8 protein-coding genes are annotated in these 16,594 nt (G+C 72.9%); all 8 read right to left on the bottom strand.

The window, feature by feature from the left end; translation table 11 throughout:
* The 8 genes from ABWI07_RS21160 to rhaS all read right to left on the bottom strand — a co-directional run bounded on the left by ABWI07_RS21160 (position 1) and on the right by rhaS (position 16,534).
* Positions 1–2,715 (bottom strand): family 78 glycoside hydrolase catalytic domain, encoded by a 2,715-nt coding sequence (locus tag ABWI07_RS21160; protein WP_353819572.1) that lies wholly within the window; start codon positions 2,713–2,715, stop codon positions 1–3.
* Positions 2,712–6,674 (bottom strand): family 78 glycoside hydrolase catalytic domain, encoded by a 3,963-nt coding sequence (locus tag ABWI07_RS21165; RefSeq protein ID WP_353819573.1) that lies wholly within the window; start codon positions 6,672–6,674, stop codon positions 2,712–2,714. Before ABWI07_RS21165 ends, ABWI07_RS21160 begins: the two co-directional genes overlap by 4 nt.
* Before the next feature lie 71 nt (positions 6,675–6,745).
* Entirely contained in the window at positions 6,746–8,164 is a 1,419-nt protein-coding gene (locus ABWI07_RS21170; protein ID WP_353819574.1) for an L-fucose/L-arabinose isomerase family protein, read from the bottom strand.
* 309 nt (positions 8,165–8,473) lie between these two features.
* Positions 8,474–10,525: a bifunctional aldolase/short-chain dehydrogenase gene (locus ABWI07_RS21175; RefSeq protein ID WP_149263822.1), complete on the bottom strand. Its 2,052-nt coding sequence runs from the start codon at positions 10,523–10,525 to the stop codon at positions 8,474–8,476.
* 64 nt (positions 10,526–10,589) lie between these two features.
* Positions 10,590–13,862 (bottom strand): family 78 glycoside hydrolase catalytic domain, encoded by a 3,273-nt coding sequence (locus tag ABWI07_RS21180; protein WP_353819575.1) that lies wholly within the window; start codon positions 13,860–13,862, stop codon positions 10,590–10,592.
* A 2-nt stretch (positions 13,863–13,864) separates the two neighbouring features.
* Positions 13,865–15,031, bottom strand: a complete 1,167-nt coding sequence (gene rhaI / locus ABWI07_RS21185; RefSeq protein ID WP_353819576.1) for an L-rhamnose isomerase — start codon at positions 15,029–15,031, stop codon at positions 13,865–13,867.
* Between the two features lie 29 nt (positions 15,032–15,060).
* The gene (locus ABWI07_RS21190; protein ID WP_141584541.1) at positions 15,061–15,390 is read right to left on the bottom strand and encodes an L-rhamnose mutarotase; all 330 of its coding nucleotides are present in this window, start codon (positions 15,388–15,390) and stop codon (positions 15,061–15,063) included.
* A 58-nt stretch (positions 15,391–15,448) separates the two neighbouring features.
* Complete coding sequence (rhaS, locus tag ABWI07_RS21195) at positions 15,449–16,534, bottom strand: rhamnose ABC transporter substrate-binding protein (protein ID WP_149263819.1); 1,086 nt, start codon at positions 16,532–16,534, stop codon at positions 15,449–15,451.
* Positions 16,535–16,594: the final 60 nt, after the last annotated feature.

Here is a 16,594-nt window from a genome sequence, read left to right on the forward strand (position 1 = left end):
TCAGAGGTGGTTCGAACGGAAGGTGAGGTGCCCGGAGCCGGCCTCGAAGACGGCGTAGCCGTCCTTCATGCCGACGAAGCGGGCGCCGCCCGGCCCGGAGACGTGCACGTCGCCGGCCGAACGGGCGGGGACGTGGATCTCGGCGCGGACGTTGACCGGGATGTCCGCGTCGAGGGAGAAGCCGTCGCCGGCCCGCTTCCACGCGACGCCGACGTCACCGCGCTGCAACGGGACGGTCCCGGCCGCGCGGTCCAGCCCGGTCAGCGGCGGCCTGATCCGGACGGCGGCCGAGGCCGGGGCGGTCGCGGTGACGCCGAGGAGGGTCCGCTGCACCTCGACCAGCGACGTCGCGCCCCACGGGTGGGAGTGGCTCTGCCCGGTCTCCGGCGCGTCCCACGACTCCCACGTGAACGTGCCGCCGCGGGCGAGGATGTTGCCCCAGCCCGGCCCGTCCTTGTCGGTCAGGCGGGCCACGACGTCCGCCGGACGTCCCGCGAGCGCCTCCAGGAGCCGGTGCGCGGTCATCGGCCCCATCTGCATGCCGAGCCCGGCGATGTGGGACTCGACCTCGGCCCGGTCCGCGGCGGGGGCGACGCCGTAGGCGAGCGCGTAGGCGTTGGCGATCTGCGAGGCGTGCGTGCTCTGCACGCCGTCGCTCTTCAGGCCGTCGATGTAGACGCCGTCAGGGCGGCGGAGCCTGGCGTTGATGTTGCCGGTGAGCGTCCCGGCGTCCTTGCGCAGCGCCTCCGCGTCGCCGGTCCTGCCGAGCACCTCGGCGGCGCGGGCCGTGGCGTTCAGGACGTCCACGCCGAGCACGTTGACGACCGTGCGGGCGGCGGTGTCCATGTCGTGCCCGTACCGCATGGTCGCGGGCCAGTCGATGATGCCGTACTTGTAGGCCCCGGAGCCGCCCTCCAGGTTGGTGACCAGGCCCGTCCCGTCCGCGATGTAGCGGCGGACGTAGCCGGCGACCGCGCTCATCACCGGGTACGCCTCCGCGAGCGTGGACGCGTCGCCGGACTGCTGGTAGTAGTCCCAGACCCAGCCGGGGAACATCTCGGTGTAGTCGGGGATGTCGCGCTTGCCGTCGCCGTTCGGGTAGACGGCGTTGAGGCGCCCGTCCGGCCAGTACCGCGCCTGCGACGCCATGAACTCGCGGATCGCCTGCCGGGTCAGGCGCCGCTCCCCGTACGCGCCCATCATGGCGATCGACGTGTCGACCGAGTCGCCGAGGAACTGCCCCTTCTCCCGGGTGGGAGTGTCGAGGAACTGCGACTGCGACCCGTACAGCGCCGACCGCGCCATCAGGTCGTAGGCCGCGTTCACTCCCGCGTCGGACGTGCGGAGGTCGCCCTTGCGGGTCACCTCGTTGTGCTGGACGACGGCGGAGATGTCGTCCGCCTCGGCGCCCGAGCCAGGCGCGATCTCCAGGTAGCGGAACCCGATATAGGTGAGCGGCCGGAAGGTCTGGTCGCCGTCGCGCTGGGTGTAGCCGTAGCTGAGGTCGGTGTCCTGGTTGTCGTCCTTGGAGCGGGAGACCGTCCCGTCGGCGTTGAGGACGTAGGAGGCGTGCATGTCGACGTGCCGCCCGGCGACGCCGTCCCGGAACCGCACCACCGGCACGGCCGGGATCACCTTCCCGAAGTCGGCGACCAGCGCGCCCGAGTCCAGCCGCGTGACCTTCACCGGCCGGACGGCCTGGTACGCGAGCGCGGTCTCCTGCCCGTGCAGGTGCTTGAACCCGGACGCGGGGTGGACGCCGACGACCACCGGGTCCTGCCAGGAGGAGGCGTCGAAGCCGGGCTCGTCCCACCCGGCCTGCACGGCGGTGCCGTCGATGTCCTCGACGTAGTCGCCGCCGTCGCCGTTGCGCTTGGGCGCCTTCTTCCAGGGGGCGCGCGCCACCTTCCACGTCCCGTCGGTGACGACGACCTGCCGCGTCCCGTCGGCGTGGTCGATGACCAGCCGGACGAGCAGGCCCGGCTCGCCCTTCGGCCGCCCCTGCCCCGACCCGTACCAGTGGTAGAGCGCGCCGATCGTGGCGGGCTGCCCGGCCTTCACCTTCGAGGTGACGTCGACGGTCTTGTAGAAACCGTCGTCGGCGTACTCGAAGGCGGGGCCGTGGTCGACGGTCTCGCCGTTCAGGTGCAGCGCGTACTGCTGCCCGGCCGCGATGTGCACGCGGGCCCGCACGACCTTCGACGCGCCGACCGTGAAGTCCTTGCGGGCGAGGGTGTAGTCGTCGGCCTCCGCGGTGGTGCGCCGGATCCAGGCGGCCTGCCAGTCCGGGTCGGACAGCCCGGTGTCGAACGCGGCGGGCCGCGCCCACGGAGAGCGCTTTCCGGAGATGTCCCAGGTCCGGACCGTCCATGTGTAGGACGTCTCCGGCGCGAGCGCCGGCCCGGCGTACTTCACGTACTCCTGGCTCCCCGACCGGACGCGCCCGCTGTCCCAGACCGCCTTGCCGGAGGCGTCCCGCACGACGATCTCGTACGCGCTCTGCACCTCCCCGGGGTCGCGGTCGCGGGGCGTCCAGCCGAACAGCGGCGCCCCTTCCACGCTCAGGGGGCGGGGCTGGTCCCCCACGGTCAGCCCGGCCGGCGCCTGCGGCGCGTGCCCGGCCCTCAGCGCGGCCTGCGCGGTCCCGGGGAGTGCCACGACGGCGGCCGACAACCCGGCCGCGGCGGCGACGCGGAACGTCTTGGAACGGATCATGAGGCGTAGCCCTCCAGTTCGATGACGCGGCTGTAGTTGTGGTCGTTGGAGTCGTGGACCAGGAGCCGGAGGGCCGACGCCGGGACGGGGGCGAAGGTCTTCTCGACCGTGCCGGCGGCGCTGCCGGCGACGGTCGCGACGGTCGTCCATGCCCCGTCCACCCGCGCCTGGACGTCGAAGTCCCGGATCCCGGACTTGGCGGCCGGGTGCGCGGGGTCGTCGAGCGTGAAGACCTTCACGCGGCCGATGCGCTGCGGCTCGTCCCAGGTGGCGGTGAGGGTGTCGGGGAAGTCGCCTGCGGTGTCGTCGTTCCAGCCGCCGACGCCGTTCAGCCAGACGCCCGAGTCGGTGCCGCCGTCGTTGGTCCACGCGGGCGAGGAGCCGCTGTGGACGCTGGACGCCGACATCTCGGCGAGGCGCACGAGGTTGCCGGTGACGCGGACCGGGGCCTGAACGCTCTCATCGTCGACGGTGAGGGTGACGGTGCCGTCCGCCGCGCCGCCGGAATGCCCGATCTTGACCGGGACGTGGACGGAGCCGCCCGCGGGGATCGTGACCCGGCCCGCGGCCTCGGCGGTGAAGCCGTCCGACGCGGCGGCCTTCACCGGGACCGTGACGGTGTGCCGCTCAAGGTTGGTGACGCGGAACCGGGCGTCGGTGGTCTTCCCGTCGAGCACCGGGATGTCGACGCCGAACGGCGGTTCGACGGCGAGCTGGGTGCGGTCCTGTTGCACGGCCTCGGGGGTGCGGACGTTGAACGTCCAGGAGCCCGATCCGACCTCGTACACGGCCCGCCCGTCCTGGACGCCCAGGGACCGGGCGCCCGCCGGGGCGGTCGCGGCGGCCGCGCCGAGCAGCGGCACCTCGACGCGCGCGGGGGCGCCGGGCGGGACGGTCACGTCCAGGCGGAGGTCGTGCCCGGAGCGGCGCCACTCGCTGGACACCGCGCCGCGCGGCGTCCGGTAGGTGGAGGCGGCGCGGGTCAGGTCGCCGACCACGGCGGGCCGGACGACGAGATTGCCGAAGGCGACCGAGTCGCCGGCCTGGCCGATCCCGGCGAGCCCGGCGCCGAACCACTCGTCGATCGCGCCGAGCATGAAGTGGTTCTGCGAACCGTAGCCGGTGGGGCCGTCCCAGTACTCGGTGAGCGCGGTCGCGCCGTGCACGACCTGGTAGCCGTAGCTGGGGTCGGTGACCTGCTGCGCGACGGCGAGGATGACGTCGTCGCGCCCGGCCGCCGACAGCACGCGGAACAGGGCGGGCAGGGCGATCTCACCGGTGGTGACGTGGTAGCCCTTGCCCTTGACGGACGCGACGAGGTGGTCGAGGACCGCCTGCCGCTGCGCCTCCGGGACGATGCCGAGGTCGAGCGCGAACGCGTCCCCGGCCTGGCTGCCCGACCCGTAGGTGTGCCGCTCCTCGTCCAGGTACTTGGCGTTGAACGCGTCGGCGATGTCGCCGGCGAGCTTGCGGTAGCGCGCGGCGTCGTCGTCCTTGCCGAGCAGCCCCGCCACGGAGGCGAGCGCGGCGGCGCTGCGCTGGTAGCCGTAGGTCGCGGCGATCCCGCGCGGCGTGGTCTTGTCGACGGCGGCCCAGTCGCCGAGGCCGTAGTCGAGCAGGTTCCCCTTCGCCTTGGAGGTCAGGTAGTCCAGGTAGCGCTGCATGTTCGGGTAGAAGTCGCGCAGCGGGCGGGCGTCGCCGTAGGTGCGGTGGTGCTGCCAGGCGGCCATGATGATGGCGCTGCCCCAGTTGGGGTCGTCGCGGACACCGCCGGAGAACTGGACGTACTCGGGCGCGATGTCGGGGACGAGCCCGTCGGCGGTCTGCGCCTCGGCCATGTTGCGCAGCAGCGCCGGGTAGTAGGCCGCGACGTCGTAGTTGCGGGTGACCGACCCCTGGACGAGCTGGGTCTCCTCCAGCCAGCCGAGCTTCTCCCGGTCGGGGCAGTCGGTGAGGATGCTGAACATGTTGCCCTGGATCGACCGGTCGATGATCCGGTGGATGCCGTTCAGCAGCAGGTCGGAGCTCTCGAACGAGCCGGCGGAGGCGTTGCCCGCGCGCAGCACGACGGCGGAGACGGTGTCCGGGTCCGGCGCGGACGGCAGGCCCGTCACCTGGAGGTAGCGGAAGCCGTGGTAGACGAACCGGGGGTGCCAGGTCTCGGTGCCGCCGCCGGCGAGGGTGTAGTGGTCCTCGATCGGCGGGCGCTGCGCGCCGCCCGCGATCATCGTGCCCTGCTCGACGAGGCCGTCCGCGCCGAGCCGCTCCCCCGGCTTGAGCGCCAGTTCCGTGCCGCGCGGGCCGCCGACCCGGATCCGCGGCCAGCCCGCGACGTTCTCGCCGAGGTCGAAGACGTAGGTGCCCTTCTTCGGCTGCGTGACCTTCACGGTCCCGCGGCGGCCGACGGGCACGATCGCGGGCGACATGCGCGCGGTCAACGCGATGCCGGGGTCGGGGGCCTCGGCGGCGGGGCGCCAGGACGCCAGGTCCGCCGACGGCCCGTCCCAGCCCTCGCGCGCGAGCCGGGCGTCCTCGTCCTCGCCGCCGTACCAGTGCGTGAACGTGGTCGGGCCGAGGTCGGTGCGCCAGGACGAGTCGGTCGCGACCCGCGCGGTCGTCCCGTCCGCGAGCGTGACCTCCAGCTGGGCGAGCAGCTTCGGCGATCCCTGCGCCCCGACGTACTTGGTGTAGCGGTCGCTGGTGGAGGTGACGTTGTAGGTGCCGTTGCCGAGCCGCACGCCGATCGCGTTGCCGCCGCGCCGCAGCAGCTTCGTGACGTCGTAGGCTGCGTACTCGGCGCGCTTGCGGTAGTCGGTGTTCGGCGGCTCCAGGACGGCGTCGCTGACCGGGCGGCCGTTGACGGTGGCGTCGTAGATGCCGAGCGCGGTGATGTAGAGCCGCGCCGACCGGACCTCGTCCTTCAGGGAGAACTGCCGGGCGAGCAGGGGCAGCCGGGGCAGGTCCGTCTGGTAGGCGGGCGGCGGCTCCTGGCCGGTGACGGTCTTCACGGTCGCGAACGGGCCGTCCGCCGAGTCGGAGGTCTGCAGGGTGTAGTCGACGGGGAAGTTCGGCGTCTTGCCGGCGCTCGTCATCAGGTCCGTGCGCGGGTACAGCTTGACCGAGGCGAGGTCCTTGGCGGCGCCGAGGTCGAGCTGGAGCCAGATGTGGTGGCCGGGGTCCTGAGTGCCATAGGCGGGGCTCGTGTAGCCGAACGGTGCCTTCTGCGTGGTGAGCGACCCGTCGGTGACGAACTCCGGCATCCACTTGCCGGGGTACTCGCGCACCTCGGAGGCGGTGACCTTCGCGCCCTTCGCGACGTTCGCCCCGGACGGGTCGAGCGCCTCGATCTCGGCGAGCTGGAGCCGGGACAGCAGCGAGCCGCCCTCCTTGACCGGAAGGCCGAGCTTCGTCACGTCCAGCCGCAGGTAGCGGGCCTTGGTCCCGGCGGGCAGCGGGACGGTGGCGGGGGTCGGCGCCCGGTTCAGCCAGCGCTCGTCACTGATCCACTTGGCGGACCAGTCGTCCTTGCCGAGCAGGCCGGTCTCGAACAGGGCGGGCGTGCTCCAGTCCGACGCGCGCCCCGAGCCGTCCCAGACCCGGACCCGCCACCACACCTGGCGGCGGGAGGTGAGCGCCGTGCCCCGGTAGACGGCGCTCGCGGCGGCGGAGGACACCTTGCCGGTGTCCCACAGGTCGGCGCTGCCGAGCCGGTCGCGGGACGTCGCCGCGACGACCTGGTAGGCGGTCTGGAGGGAGCCGCGGCCGGGGGCCTCCAGGCGCCAGCTCAGGGTGGGCGCCGTGTCGTCGATTCCGAGGGGCTCGTCGAGCGCGTCGGTCCGCAGCCCGGTGGCGTGCAGGCCGGGGGCGTCCGCGCGGGCGGGCAGGGCGGTGGCGGTGGTGAGCGCCAGACACAGGGCGACGCCGCACGCGGCACCGCGGGGTGGGGGGATTTTGCGCATGACGAAACATCCTTCGGAGCTGCGCAGGGGGGTGGGGGTGGGGAGCGGCGTCGCGCCCGGGTGTCGTTCCGTCAGGGATTCACTTGGACGAGTTCGATCTCCATGAGGTCGGCGAGGGCCTTCAGGTCGGCGACGCGGTGGCCGGTGCCGAGGGCCCAGTGGTGGGAGATCCCGGTGGCCGACCACGCGTCGGTCCACTCGCCGGGGTCGCAGCCGAAGTCGACTCGGGAGGTGGTGTTGCCGATCTGGAGCAGCGGCCCGTCCACGGTCTCGCCCTCGGACGCGACGAACGCGAACCGGCCGTCGCGGCGCTGGATGACGCCGAACGCGGTGACCGGGCCGTGCTTGACGTCGAACTCGACGGACACGCCGTAGCCGCGCTTGCCGTGGTAGACGCCGAGGCCGCGCAGCAGCGGCCGGCAGGCGCTGATCGCCAGGTGCGCGGGCCCGTCGTGGCCCATCTCGACGTGGCCGCGGTGGAAGTCCAGCGCCTGCAGCTCGGTGAACGAGCCGCCGGCGCCGAGCCGGTCGGCGATCAGCATCGCCAGGGAGGTGCGCAGCTCGTACTCCCCGGCCGCCGGGATCCCCCGCGCGGTGAGCAGCGACGCGCCGAGGATCATCCCGGCGCCGAGCCGCTCGTGGATCTCGCCGTCCAGGCCCCGGTGGTAGTAGGCGAGGCTGTCCAGCTCGAAGTCCTCGACGAGGCGGTCCAGGCCGACCGAGACGCGGGCCGCCCAGGTCAGGTCGTCGTCGTTGACGGAGGCGTCCAGCTCGAAGATCTTCTCGGCCTCGGCCTTCTTGGCGGCCGTCTCGGCCTCGGTGACCTTCTCGACCCTGACCCGCAGGTCGTCGAACTCCAGCACCTCCACGTGCCCGCCGAAGTTGGCGCTGACGAGCGTGAGGTCGGTGGAGACGTCGAGCATGCCCGGGTACAGGTGGCCCATCAGCCCGTGCCTGCCCCGCCGCAGCGCCGCGCGGACCCCGGCGGCGCGCACCCAGCGGCCGATCCTCGCCCAGGCGCGCTCGTCCTCCAGGTACCCCGACACCGAGCGGAACGGGACGCCGCAGCGCGCGAACGCGTTCGCCATCTCCGGCAGCGGGCAGGCGCCGCAGTAGGCGAGCCACTGCCCGGTGTCGAAGGTCGCGTGGTCCATCGACTCGGTCGGCTGCAGGTTGATCAGCAGGACGGGCGCGTCCGCCCGCTGCGCGACCGGGACCAGCATCGTCGCGGTCATGTAGGTGGTGAGGAAGCCGACGATGATGTCGCAGCCCGCGGCGCGCAGGCGCTCGGCCGCGGCCGCGCCCTCCTGCGCGTCGGAGATGAACCCGACGTCGACGACCTCGGCGCCGAGCCCGCGCATCCGCTCCGAGACGCGCTCGGCGGACCGCTCGAGCTGCGGCAGCAGGTCGGGGAACTGCGGCCAGTAGGCGCCGAGGCCCCCGGCGACCAGGCCGACCTTCACCGGCGGCGGCGCTGTCGTGTCTGCCATTGCTTGTCCTCTCCTAGCAGGCGGTGAGGGTGCGGCGCCCGGCGGACGCCCCTTCCATGGGGACATGCCCACCGGCGCGGGACCCGCCGGATGCGGCGTCCCCCGCCGGGGACGTGACGACGGACACAAGGGAGCGTGTGAACTTCCTCGCCGCCGGCACCGTTGTCCCTTCGGGTTCACTTGGTCGAGCGGGCCCGGACAGGACGGCCGGCGGCCCGGGTGGGGACGGCGCGGCCGCGGCGGGGGTGAGCGCCGCGGCCGCGCGGTCCGGGCCGCCGGCCGGCCTTCCTTCCAAGGGGACGGTCCTCCTCAGCGCAGGAACGCGGCGGCGACGCCGGCGTCCACGGGGATGTGCAGTCCGGTGGTGTGGGTCAGGTCCCCGCCGGTGAGGGCGAAGACGGCGGCGGCGACGTGCTCGGGCAGCACCTCGCGCTTGAGCAGCGTCCGCTGGGCGTAGAACTCGCCGAGCCGCTCCTCCTCGACGCCGTACACGGCGGCGCGCTTCGCGCCCCACCCGCCGGCGAAAATCCCGGAGCCGCGGACGACGCCGTCCGGGTTGACCCCGTTGACGCGGATGCCGTGCTCGCCGAGCTCGGCGGCCAGCAGCCGCACCTGGTGCGCCTGGTCGGCCTTGGTCGCGCCGTAGGCGATGTTGTTCGGCCCGGCGAACACCCCGTTCTTGGACGAGATGTAGACGATGTCGCCGCCCATCCCCTGCTCCACCATGACGCGGGCGGTCTCGCGGGAGACCAGGAACGAGCCGCGCGCCATGACGTCGTGCTGGAGGTCCCAGTCGGCGGTGGTCGTGTCCAGGAGCGGCTTGGAGATGGACAGGCCCGCGTTGTTGACGACGAGGTCCACTCCGCCGAACGCCAGGACCGCGACCCGGACGGCCGCGATGATCTCGTCCTCGGACGTCACGTCCGCGCCGGCGGCGACGGCGGCGTCGGCTGCGCGCAGCGCGGTGGCGCCGATCTCGGCGGCGACCTTCTCTGCCGCCGCGAGGTCCCGGTCGGCGACGACGACGCAGGCGCCCTCGGCGGCGAGGCGGCGGGCGGTGGCCGCGCCGATGCCGGAGCCGCCGCCGGTGACGAGCGCGACCCGGGAGGCGAGCGGCTTCGGCGCCGGCATCCGCCGGAGCTTGGCCTCCTCCAGCTCCCAGTACTCGATGCGGAACTTCTCCGCCTCGTCGATCGGCGCGTACGACGACAGGGCCTCCGCGCCGCGCATCACGTTGATCGCGTTGACGTAGAACTCGCCGGCGACCCGCGCGGTCTGCTTGTTCGCCCCGAAGGAGAACATCCCGACGCCCGGGACCAGCACGATCGCCGGGTCCGCGCCGCGCATCGGCGGCGAGTCCGGGCCGGCGTGCCGGTCGTAGTAGGCGGCGTACTCCTCGCGGTAGGCGGCGTGCAGCTCCTTCAGGCGCGCCTTGGCCTCGTCGAGCGGGGCGTCCGGCGGCAGGTCCAGCACCATCGGCGCGACCTTGGTGCGCAGGAAGTGGTCCGGGCAGGACGTGCCGAGCGCGGCGAGCCGGGGGTGCTCGGCGCGCGACACGAAGTCCAGGACCGGCTCGCTGTCGGTGTAGTGCCCCACCTGCGGGCGGTCCGTCGACGCCAGGCCACGGATCAGCGGGAACAGCGCGGCGGCGCGCGCGTGCCGCTGGTCCTCGGGCAGCGCCGGGTGGACGACCTCGCCGAACGGGTCGGCCTTGCCGTGCTCGGCGATGTAGGCCTCCGCGGTGCGGATGATGTCGAGCGAGTTGGCCTTGCACTCCTCGCTCGTCTCGCCCCACGCGGTGATGCCGTGCCCGCCGAGGACCACCCCGATGGCGCCGGGGTTGGCGCGCTTGATCTCGGCGATGTCCAGGCCGAGCTGGAAGCCGGGGCGCCGCCACGGCACCCACGCGACCCGGTCGCCGAAGATTCGCCGCGTCAGCTCCTCGCCGTCGGCGGCCGTCGCGATCGCGATGCCGGAGTCGGGGTGGAGGTGGTCGACGTGCGCGGCCTCCACGAGGCCGTGCATGGCGGTGTCGATGGACGGCGCGGCGCCGCCCTTGCCGTGCAGGCAGTAGTCGAACGCGGCGACCATCTCGTCCTCGCGCTCGACGCCCGGGTAGACGTCCACGAGGGCGCGCATCCGGTCCAGCCGCAGCACGGCCAGGCCCTTCTCGGTGAGGGTGCCGAGGTCGCCGCCCGAGCCCTTCACCCACATCAGCTCGACGTCGCGGGCCGTCACGGGGTCGGTGACGGTGCCCTTCGCGGACGCGTTGCCGCCGGCGTAGTTGGTGTTGCGCGGGTCCGAGCCGAGGGTGTTGGCGCGTTCCAGCAGCTGCTCCACCTCGGGTGGAGTGGCGGTCATCGGATTCTCCTCATGTGGGTGTGCTGCGTCGGGTGCGTGCGGGGCTTCATGTGCGTGCGCGGCTTCATGTGCGTGCGTGGAAGGTGTAGGCGCCGGAGCCGGCCTCCACCCGGACGACGTCGCCGTTGGCGCCCCGCCCGGTGCCGAGGACGCGCACGCCCTCGGCGGCGGTCAGCGGCCTCCCGCTCTCGGTCACCCGGTCCGCGGCCGCGGCGGGCAGCTCGATCTCGGCGGTGGCGCCGACGGGGACGCGCACGCGCAGGTCGAACCCGGCGCCGGACCTCGTCCAGCGGACGGTGACCGGGCCGTGCGGGGTGGGCGTGGAGGCGTCCACCGAGCCCAGGTCGCCGAGCGGCTGCGGCGCGACCCTGATCCGGTCGAACCCGGGCGCGGCGGGCGTGATGCCGGCGAGGTCCTCGGTGAACCACTCGCCGATGGCGCCGCCGAGGAACACGTGGTCGCGGGACCGCGAGTCCAGGTCCCAGCGCTCCCACAGCGTGGTCGCGCCGTTGGCGGTCCAGTACCCCCAGCTCGGGTAGGTGCGCTGGTCGGCGACGCGGTAGGCGAGGTCGCCGTGGCCGCGCTTCGTCAGCTCGGTCAGCAGGTACTTGGTGCCGAGCGCCCCGGTGTCGAGGTGGTCGCCGCGCTCCTCCACGTCCCGGACGAGCCGGTCGGTGACGGCCTTCTGCGCCTCCTCCGGCGCGAGGCCGAGGGCCAGGGCGAGGAGCGCGTTGGTCTGCCGGTAGCCGGGGTCGGAACGGGTGACGTAGGCGTCGCCGCGCAGGAAGGCCTTGTTGAACGCGTCCTTGATGCGGGCGGCGGCGGCCCGGTAGCGGGCGGCGTCGTCGCCGCGGCCGAGGACCTCCGCCACGCCGGCGATGATCAGCGCGTTGGAGTAGGTGTAGGCGGTGCCGTGCAGGCGCCTGTCCTCGGGGGTGTTGCCGTTGTACCCGGGGGCGAGGTAGTCGTTCAGGCTGCTCGGGTAGAGCCCCTCGCCGTCCGCGCGCTTGAGCCACCCGTCCAGGTAGGCCTGCATCGCCGGGTAGTTCGCGGCGAGGACGTCGCGGTCGCCGTACCGCTGGTACATCTGCCAGGGGATCTCGGTGAAGGAGGCGTGCCATGGCGGCGCCTGGCCGTAGGAGCCGAGGCCCCAGCCGTTGTCGGGCACGATCCCCGGGATGACGCCGTCGGAGCCCTGGCTGTCGCGGTGGTCGGTCATCCACTTGGCGAACAGCCGGCGCAGGTCGAACCGGCCCATCTCCATCTCGGCCATGAGCTGGGCGTCGCCGGTCCACCCGTTCTTCTCGTACATCGGGGTGTCGGTCGGGATGCCGTGCCAGTTGTTGACGACGGTCTGCCGGGTGGCGGCCTCCACCGTGTTGAACAGGTCGTTGGAGCTGCGGAACGAGCCGTTGGAGCGCAGGGCGCTGTGCACCTCGCGGCCGTCGAGGTCGTCGACGGTGGGCGGCTCCCCCGGCCAGCCGGTCACCTGGACGTACTGGAAGCCCTTGTAGCTGTAGCGGGCCTCCCACGTCTCGGTCGTCCCGCGCCCGGCCAGGACGTACTCGTCGGTCTGGAAGCGCCCGGTGACCAGGCCGTTGCCGGCCTGGACGGTGCCGTCGGAGTTGAGCCGCTCGCCGTACTTCAGGCTCACGGTCGCGCCCTGCGGCCCGCTGACGCGGATGCGCGCCCACCCGGCGGTGTTGTGGGGCATCTTGAAGACGTGGACGCCGGGCTTGGGGTTGGTGACCGCGACGGGCCGCAGGGTGCGCGCGACCTTGATCGGCTCGTGCTCCTCGGGCACCACGGTGGCGGTCGGGGCCTGCACGGCCGCCGCCTGCCGCCAGGAGGAGGCGTCGAAGCCGGGGCGGTCCCAGCCGGGCTTCTCCTCGCGGGCGTCGTAGGTCTCGCCGCCGTAGAGGGAGTCGTAGCGGACGGGGCCCTCGGCGTAGCGCCACCGCCCGTCGGTCGCGACCGTCTGGGTGCTGCCGTCGTCGTAGGTCACGACGAGCTGGGCCAGCAGCCGCGGCTCGCCGGTCCACGGCGTGGCATGCCAGTTCCAGGTGTTCTTCTGGGTCATCCCGTAGAAGCCGCGGCCGAGGCGCGCCCCGATCACGTTGCCGCCGTGCCGCAGCATGCGGGTCACGTCGCGGGTGACGTACTCGACGCGCTTGTCGTAGCGGACGAACCCGGGCTGGAGCACCTCGTCGCCGACGCGCCTGCCGTTCAGGCTCAGCTCGACGTAGCCGCCGGCCGCCGCGTACAGCCGCGCCTTGGCGATCTTCTTGCCGGCGACGTCGAAGTCGCGGCGCAGGAGCGGCTCGGGGAGGGTGGGCTTCTCGGGGTTCACCTCGCCCCAGGGAGCACCGCCCCAGGGCGCCAGCACCTTCGCCTGCGGCCAGGCCGCGTCGTCGTAGCCGACCGCCTTCCAGTCCCCGGAGGGCTCCTCGTTCGCGGCCCGCCAGGCCGCGCCGGTGTCGAACTGCTTCGGGTCCTGGCCGGGCAGTTCGAGGCGCCCGAGGAGTCCGGCCGGGCTGGCCTTGCCGTTGGTCGCCTTGACGGCGACGACGTTGCGGCCCGTCCGCAGGTGGGCGGTGACGTCGACGACGATCGGGCGCCGCCAGTTCTCGGCCACCGGGTCGGGGTCGCGCCCGCCGACCTCGGCGCCGTTCACCCAGGCGGTGAAGCCGTCGTCGGCCGTCATGACCAGGCGGGCGCCCTCGGGCACCGCGGCCAGGTCGAACGCGCCGCGCAGGTAGCGCGAGCCCGCGGGCGCCTGCGTCTTGGGGTCGCCCTCGGGGTACCAGATCCAGCTGGTGCCCCGCAGGTCCGGGGTGGACGCGGCGTTCTCGGGGGCGCCGATCCAGGCGCCGCGCCAGCCGTCCGCGCCGAGCGCGGTCTCGAACCAGGTGGCCGCGCTCCAGCGCGTCCAGTGCCCGCGGGCGTCGGCGACCTTGACCCGCCAGGTGTAGCGGGTGGCGGGCGCGAGAGCCGGGCCGCCGTAGCGGACGTCGTAGCCGCGGGCCGAGTCGACCGCGCCCGAGTCCCAGACGGTGCGGCCCCCGTCGGCGGTGGCGAGGGAGACGCGGTAGGCGGTCTGGCGCTGGCCGCGCTCGCGGGCGTTCAGCAGCCATCCGAACCTCGGCTTGGCGGCCGAGACGGCGTTCGGGGTCGTGGCGTGCTCGGTCTCCAGGCCGCCGACGCTCAGGGCGGCCTCCTCCAGCGCGTGCGCCGGAACGGCCGCGGCCAGCACGAGGCCGGCGACGGCGGCGATGACGACGGGGCGGCGGGGCGCCGTGCGGGTTCTGCCGGACGGCGCGGCGGGCGCGGCGGCCATGCTCAGGCCCCCCAGCCGGCCGCCTGGCCGTCCTTGCGCTCCTCGGCGATCCGCTCGTAGTAGCCGGACGCCTTGTAGGCGGCGACCGGGTCCGGGTGCAGGCCCATCTCCTCGCGCAGTTCGGCGAGCAGCGGCCGGACGTCGGTGTTGTAGGCGTCCATGAACACGGCGTTCGCCTCCAGGACGTCACCGGACTCCTGCGCCGAGCGCAGGGCGTCGGCGTCCACCAGCAGGGCCTTCGCGGTGGCCTCCTGGACGTTCATCACCGAGCGGATCTGGCCCTGGATCTTCGGCTCGATGTTGTGGCACTGGTCGAGCATGAACGCCACGCCCGTCTCGGCGTCGTAGCCCCCGCCGCGCACCACCTCGTACATGATGCGGAACAGCTGGAACGGGTCGGCCGAGCCCACCATGAGGTCGTCGTCGGCGTAGAAGCGGGAGTTGAAGTCGAACCCGCCGAGCTTCCCCTCGCGCAGCAGGAACGCGACGATGAACTCGATGTTGGTGCCGGGCGCGTGGTGGCCGGTGTCGACCACGACCTGCGCCTTGGGGCCGAGCTTCAGGCAGTGCGCGTAGGAGGTGCCCCAGTCCGGCAGGTCGGTCATGTAGAACGCCGGCTCGAACAGCTTGTACTCCAGCAGGAACCGCTGGTCGTCGCCGAGCCGCTCGTAGACGGTGGCGAGGGCCTCGGCCATCCGGTCCTGCCGGGTGCGGATGTCGTCCTGCCCCGGGTAGTTCGTGCCGTCGGAGAACCACAGCTTCAGGTCGCGGGAGCCGGTCGCGTCCATGATGTCGACCGCCTCGAGCAGGTGGTCGAGGGCCTTGCGGCGGACGGCGGGGTCGGGGTTGGTGACGCTGCCGAGCATGTAGTCGTCGTCCTGGAAGACGTTGGTGTTCACCGCACCGATCCGCACGCCCCGCTCCTTGGCGTGGGCGGCCAGCGCGGCGTAGTCGTCCACCCGGTCCCAGGGGATGTGGACCGCCACGCTGGGCGCGACGCCGGTGAACCGGTGCACCTGCGCGGCGTCGTCGATCTTCTCCTGCGGGGTGCGCGGCACGCCCCGCTGGGCGAAGACCTTGAACCGGGTCCCCGAGTTCCCGTACGCCCACGAGGGAGTCTCGATCTGCTGGCGGCGCAGGGCGTCCTTCACCGCGCTGGTGTCGTTCACGGTTTGCCTCTCTCCTATCCGGTCACCGGCTAGTCCAGGTGGAAGACCTCGGTGAGCGGCCGCATCCCCTCGTCGGGGCGGCCGTCGAGGTCCTCGAAAAACTGCGCCATCTCCGCCTGCCACCGCGCGTTCACCTCGGTGCGGGCCATCGCCTCCTGGGCCGCCTCGAAGTCGTCGGTCTCCAGGTAGCCGACGAGGAGGCCGTCCTCGCGCAGGAACAGCGAGTAGTTGTGCCAGCCGGTGTCGCGCAGGGCGTTGAGCATGTCGGGCCAGACCGCCTGGTGGCGCAGCTTGTACTCCTCCAGGCGGTCCTGCCTGACCTTCAGCAGGAAGCAGACGCGCTTCGTGCGTCCGGACATAGGGGCGTCTCCTTGTGGGGGGCGAAGCCCCCCGCCCCCCGGTTCGCGTCGCTCAGGGTCAGAAGTGGTACTGGTCGATGTTCTTGGCGTCGAACACCGTCGGCGGGCCGAGGATCACCTCGCCGTTGGCGCCGATCGTGCGCTCGCCGAGCTTGCCCGCCTTGAACTTCTCGCCCTCCGCGCCGGTGATCTGGCCGGACGACAGGGCCGCCGCCGCGTACGCGGCGAGGTAGCCGAGGTTCTTCGGGTCCCAGAGCTCGAACCCCTTGACCGTGCCGTCCTTGACGAACTTGCGCATCTGGTCGGGGGTGCCGAGGCCGGTCAGCGCGACCTTGCCCTTGTACTTGGAGCCGGAGATGTAGCGGGCGGCGGCGGCGATGCCGACCGTGGTGGGCGAGATGATGCCCTTCAGGTTCGGGTACGCCTGCAGCAGGCCCTGGGTCTGCTGGAACGACTTCTGGTCGTCGTCGTCGCCGTAGGCCACCTTGACGAGCTTCATCTTCGAGTACTCGGGCTTCTTGAGCTCGTCCTGCATGAACTTGATCCAGGTGTTCTGGTTCGTGGCGTTCGCGGTCGCCGACAGGATCGCGATCTCGCCCTCGCTGCCGATCTGCTCGGCCAGCAGCTTGACCTCGCTGCGGCCGATCTCCTCGGAGCTGGCCTGGTTGATGAACACGTCCCGGCAGTCGGGGTTGGTGTCGGAGTCGTAGGCCACGATCTTGATCTTCTTGGCGCGCGCCTGCTTGAGCGGGCCGCACACCGCGTTCTCGTCGTTGGCGGCGATGAGGATGGCGTCGTGCCGCTGCTGGACCAGGGTGTTGATGTAGGAGACCTGCGAGGACGCGGACGCGTCGGACGGGCCGACCTCCTTGGCCTCGCCGCCGAACTCCTTGGCCGCCGCGATGCCGGCGTTGTCGACGATCGTCTCGTAGGGGTTGTTGACCTGCTTGGGGAGGAAGGCCAGCTTCAGGCCCTTCTTCAGCGGCGCGTTCGGGTTCGCGGACGCGTTGCCCCCGGCCTTGGCGTCCCCCGAGTCGGACGCGGAGTCCTTGGTGGTCCCGCCGCAGGCGGCCAGGCTGAGGGCCAGGGCGCTCGCCGTGGCGGCGGCCAGCAGCCGGCGCGGGGCGCGCAAACGAATGGTCATCAGGGTTGCCTTTCACAGTTCGGGGTCGTGCTTGAGGTGGGTGGGTGTGCGGCGGGGGGC

Source organism: Actinomadura sp. NPDC000600 (assembly GCF_040492135.1).
GTDB lineage: Bacteria > Actinomycetota > Actinomycetes > Streptosporangiales > Streptosporangiaceae > Spirillospora.

What these genes read in the sequence shown, in the direction of transcription:
- ABWI07_RS21160 (WP_353819572.1), bottom strand. Translation starts at nt 2,715, where the DNA reads ATGATCCGTTCCAAGACGTTCCGCGTCGCCGCCGCGGCCGGGTTGTCG.
- ABWI07_RS21165 (WP_353819573.1), bottom strand. Translation starts at nt 6,674, where the DNA reads ATGCGCAAAATCCCCCCACCCCGCGGTGCCGCGTGCGGCGTCGCCCTG.
- ABWI07_RS21170 (WP_353819574.1), bottom strand. Translation starts at nt 8,164, where the DNA reads ATGGCAGACACGACAGCGCCGCCGCCGGTGAAGGTCGGCCTGGTCGCC.
- ABWI07_RS21175 (WP_149263822.1), bottom strand. Translation starts at nt 10,525, where the DNA reads ATGACCGCCACTCCACCCGAGGTGGAGCAGCTGCTGGAACGCGCCAAC.
- ABWI07_RS21180 (WP_353819575.1), bottom strand. Translation starts at nt 13,862, where the DNA reads ATGGCCGCCGCGCCCGCCGCGCCGTCCGGCAGAACCCGCACGGCGCCC.
- ABWI07_RS21190 (WP_141584541.1), bottom strand. Translation starts at nt 15,390, where the DNA reads ATGTCCGGACGCACGAAGCGCGTCTGCTTCCTGCTGAAGGTCAGGCAG.
- rhaS (WP_149263819.1), bottom strand. Translation starts at nt 16,534, where the DNA reads ATGACCATTCGTTTGCGCGCCCCGCGCCGGCTGCTGGCCGCCGCCACG.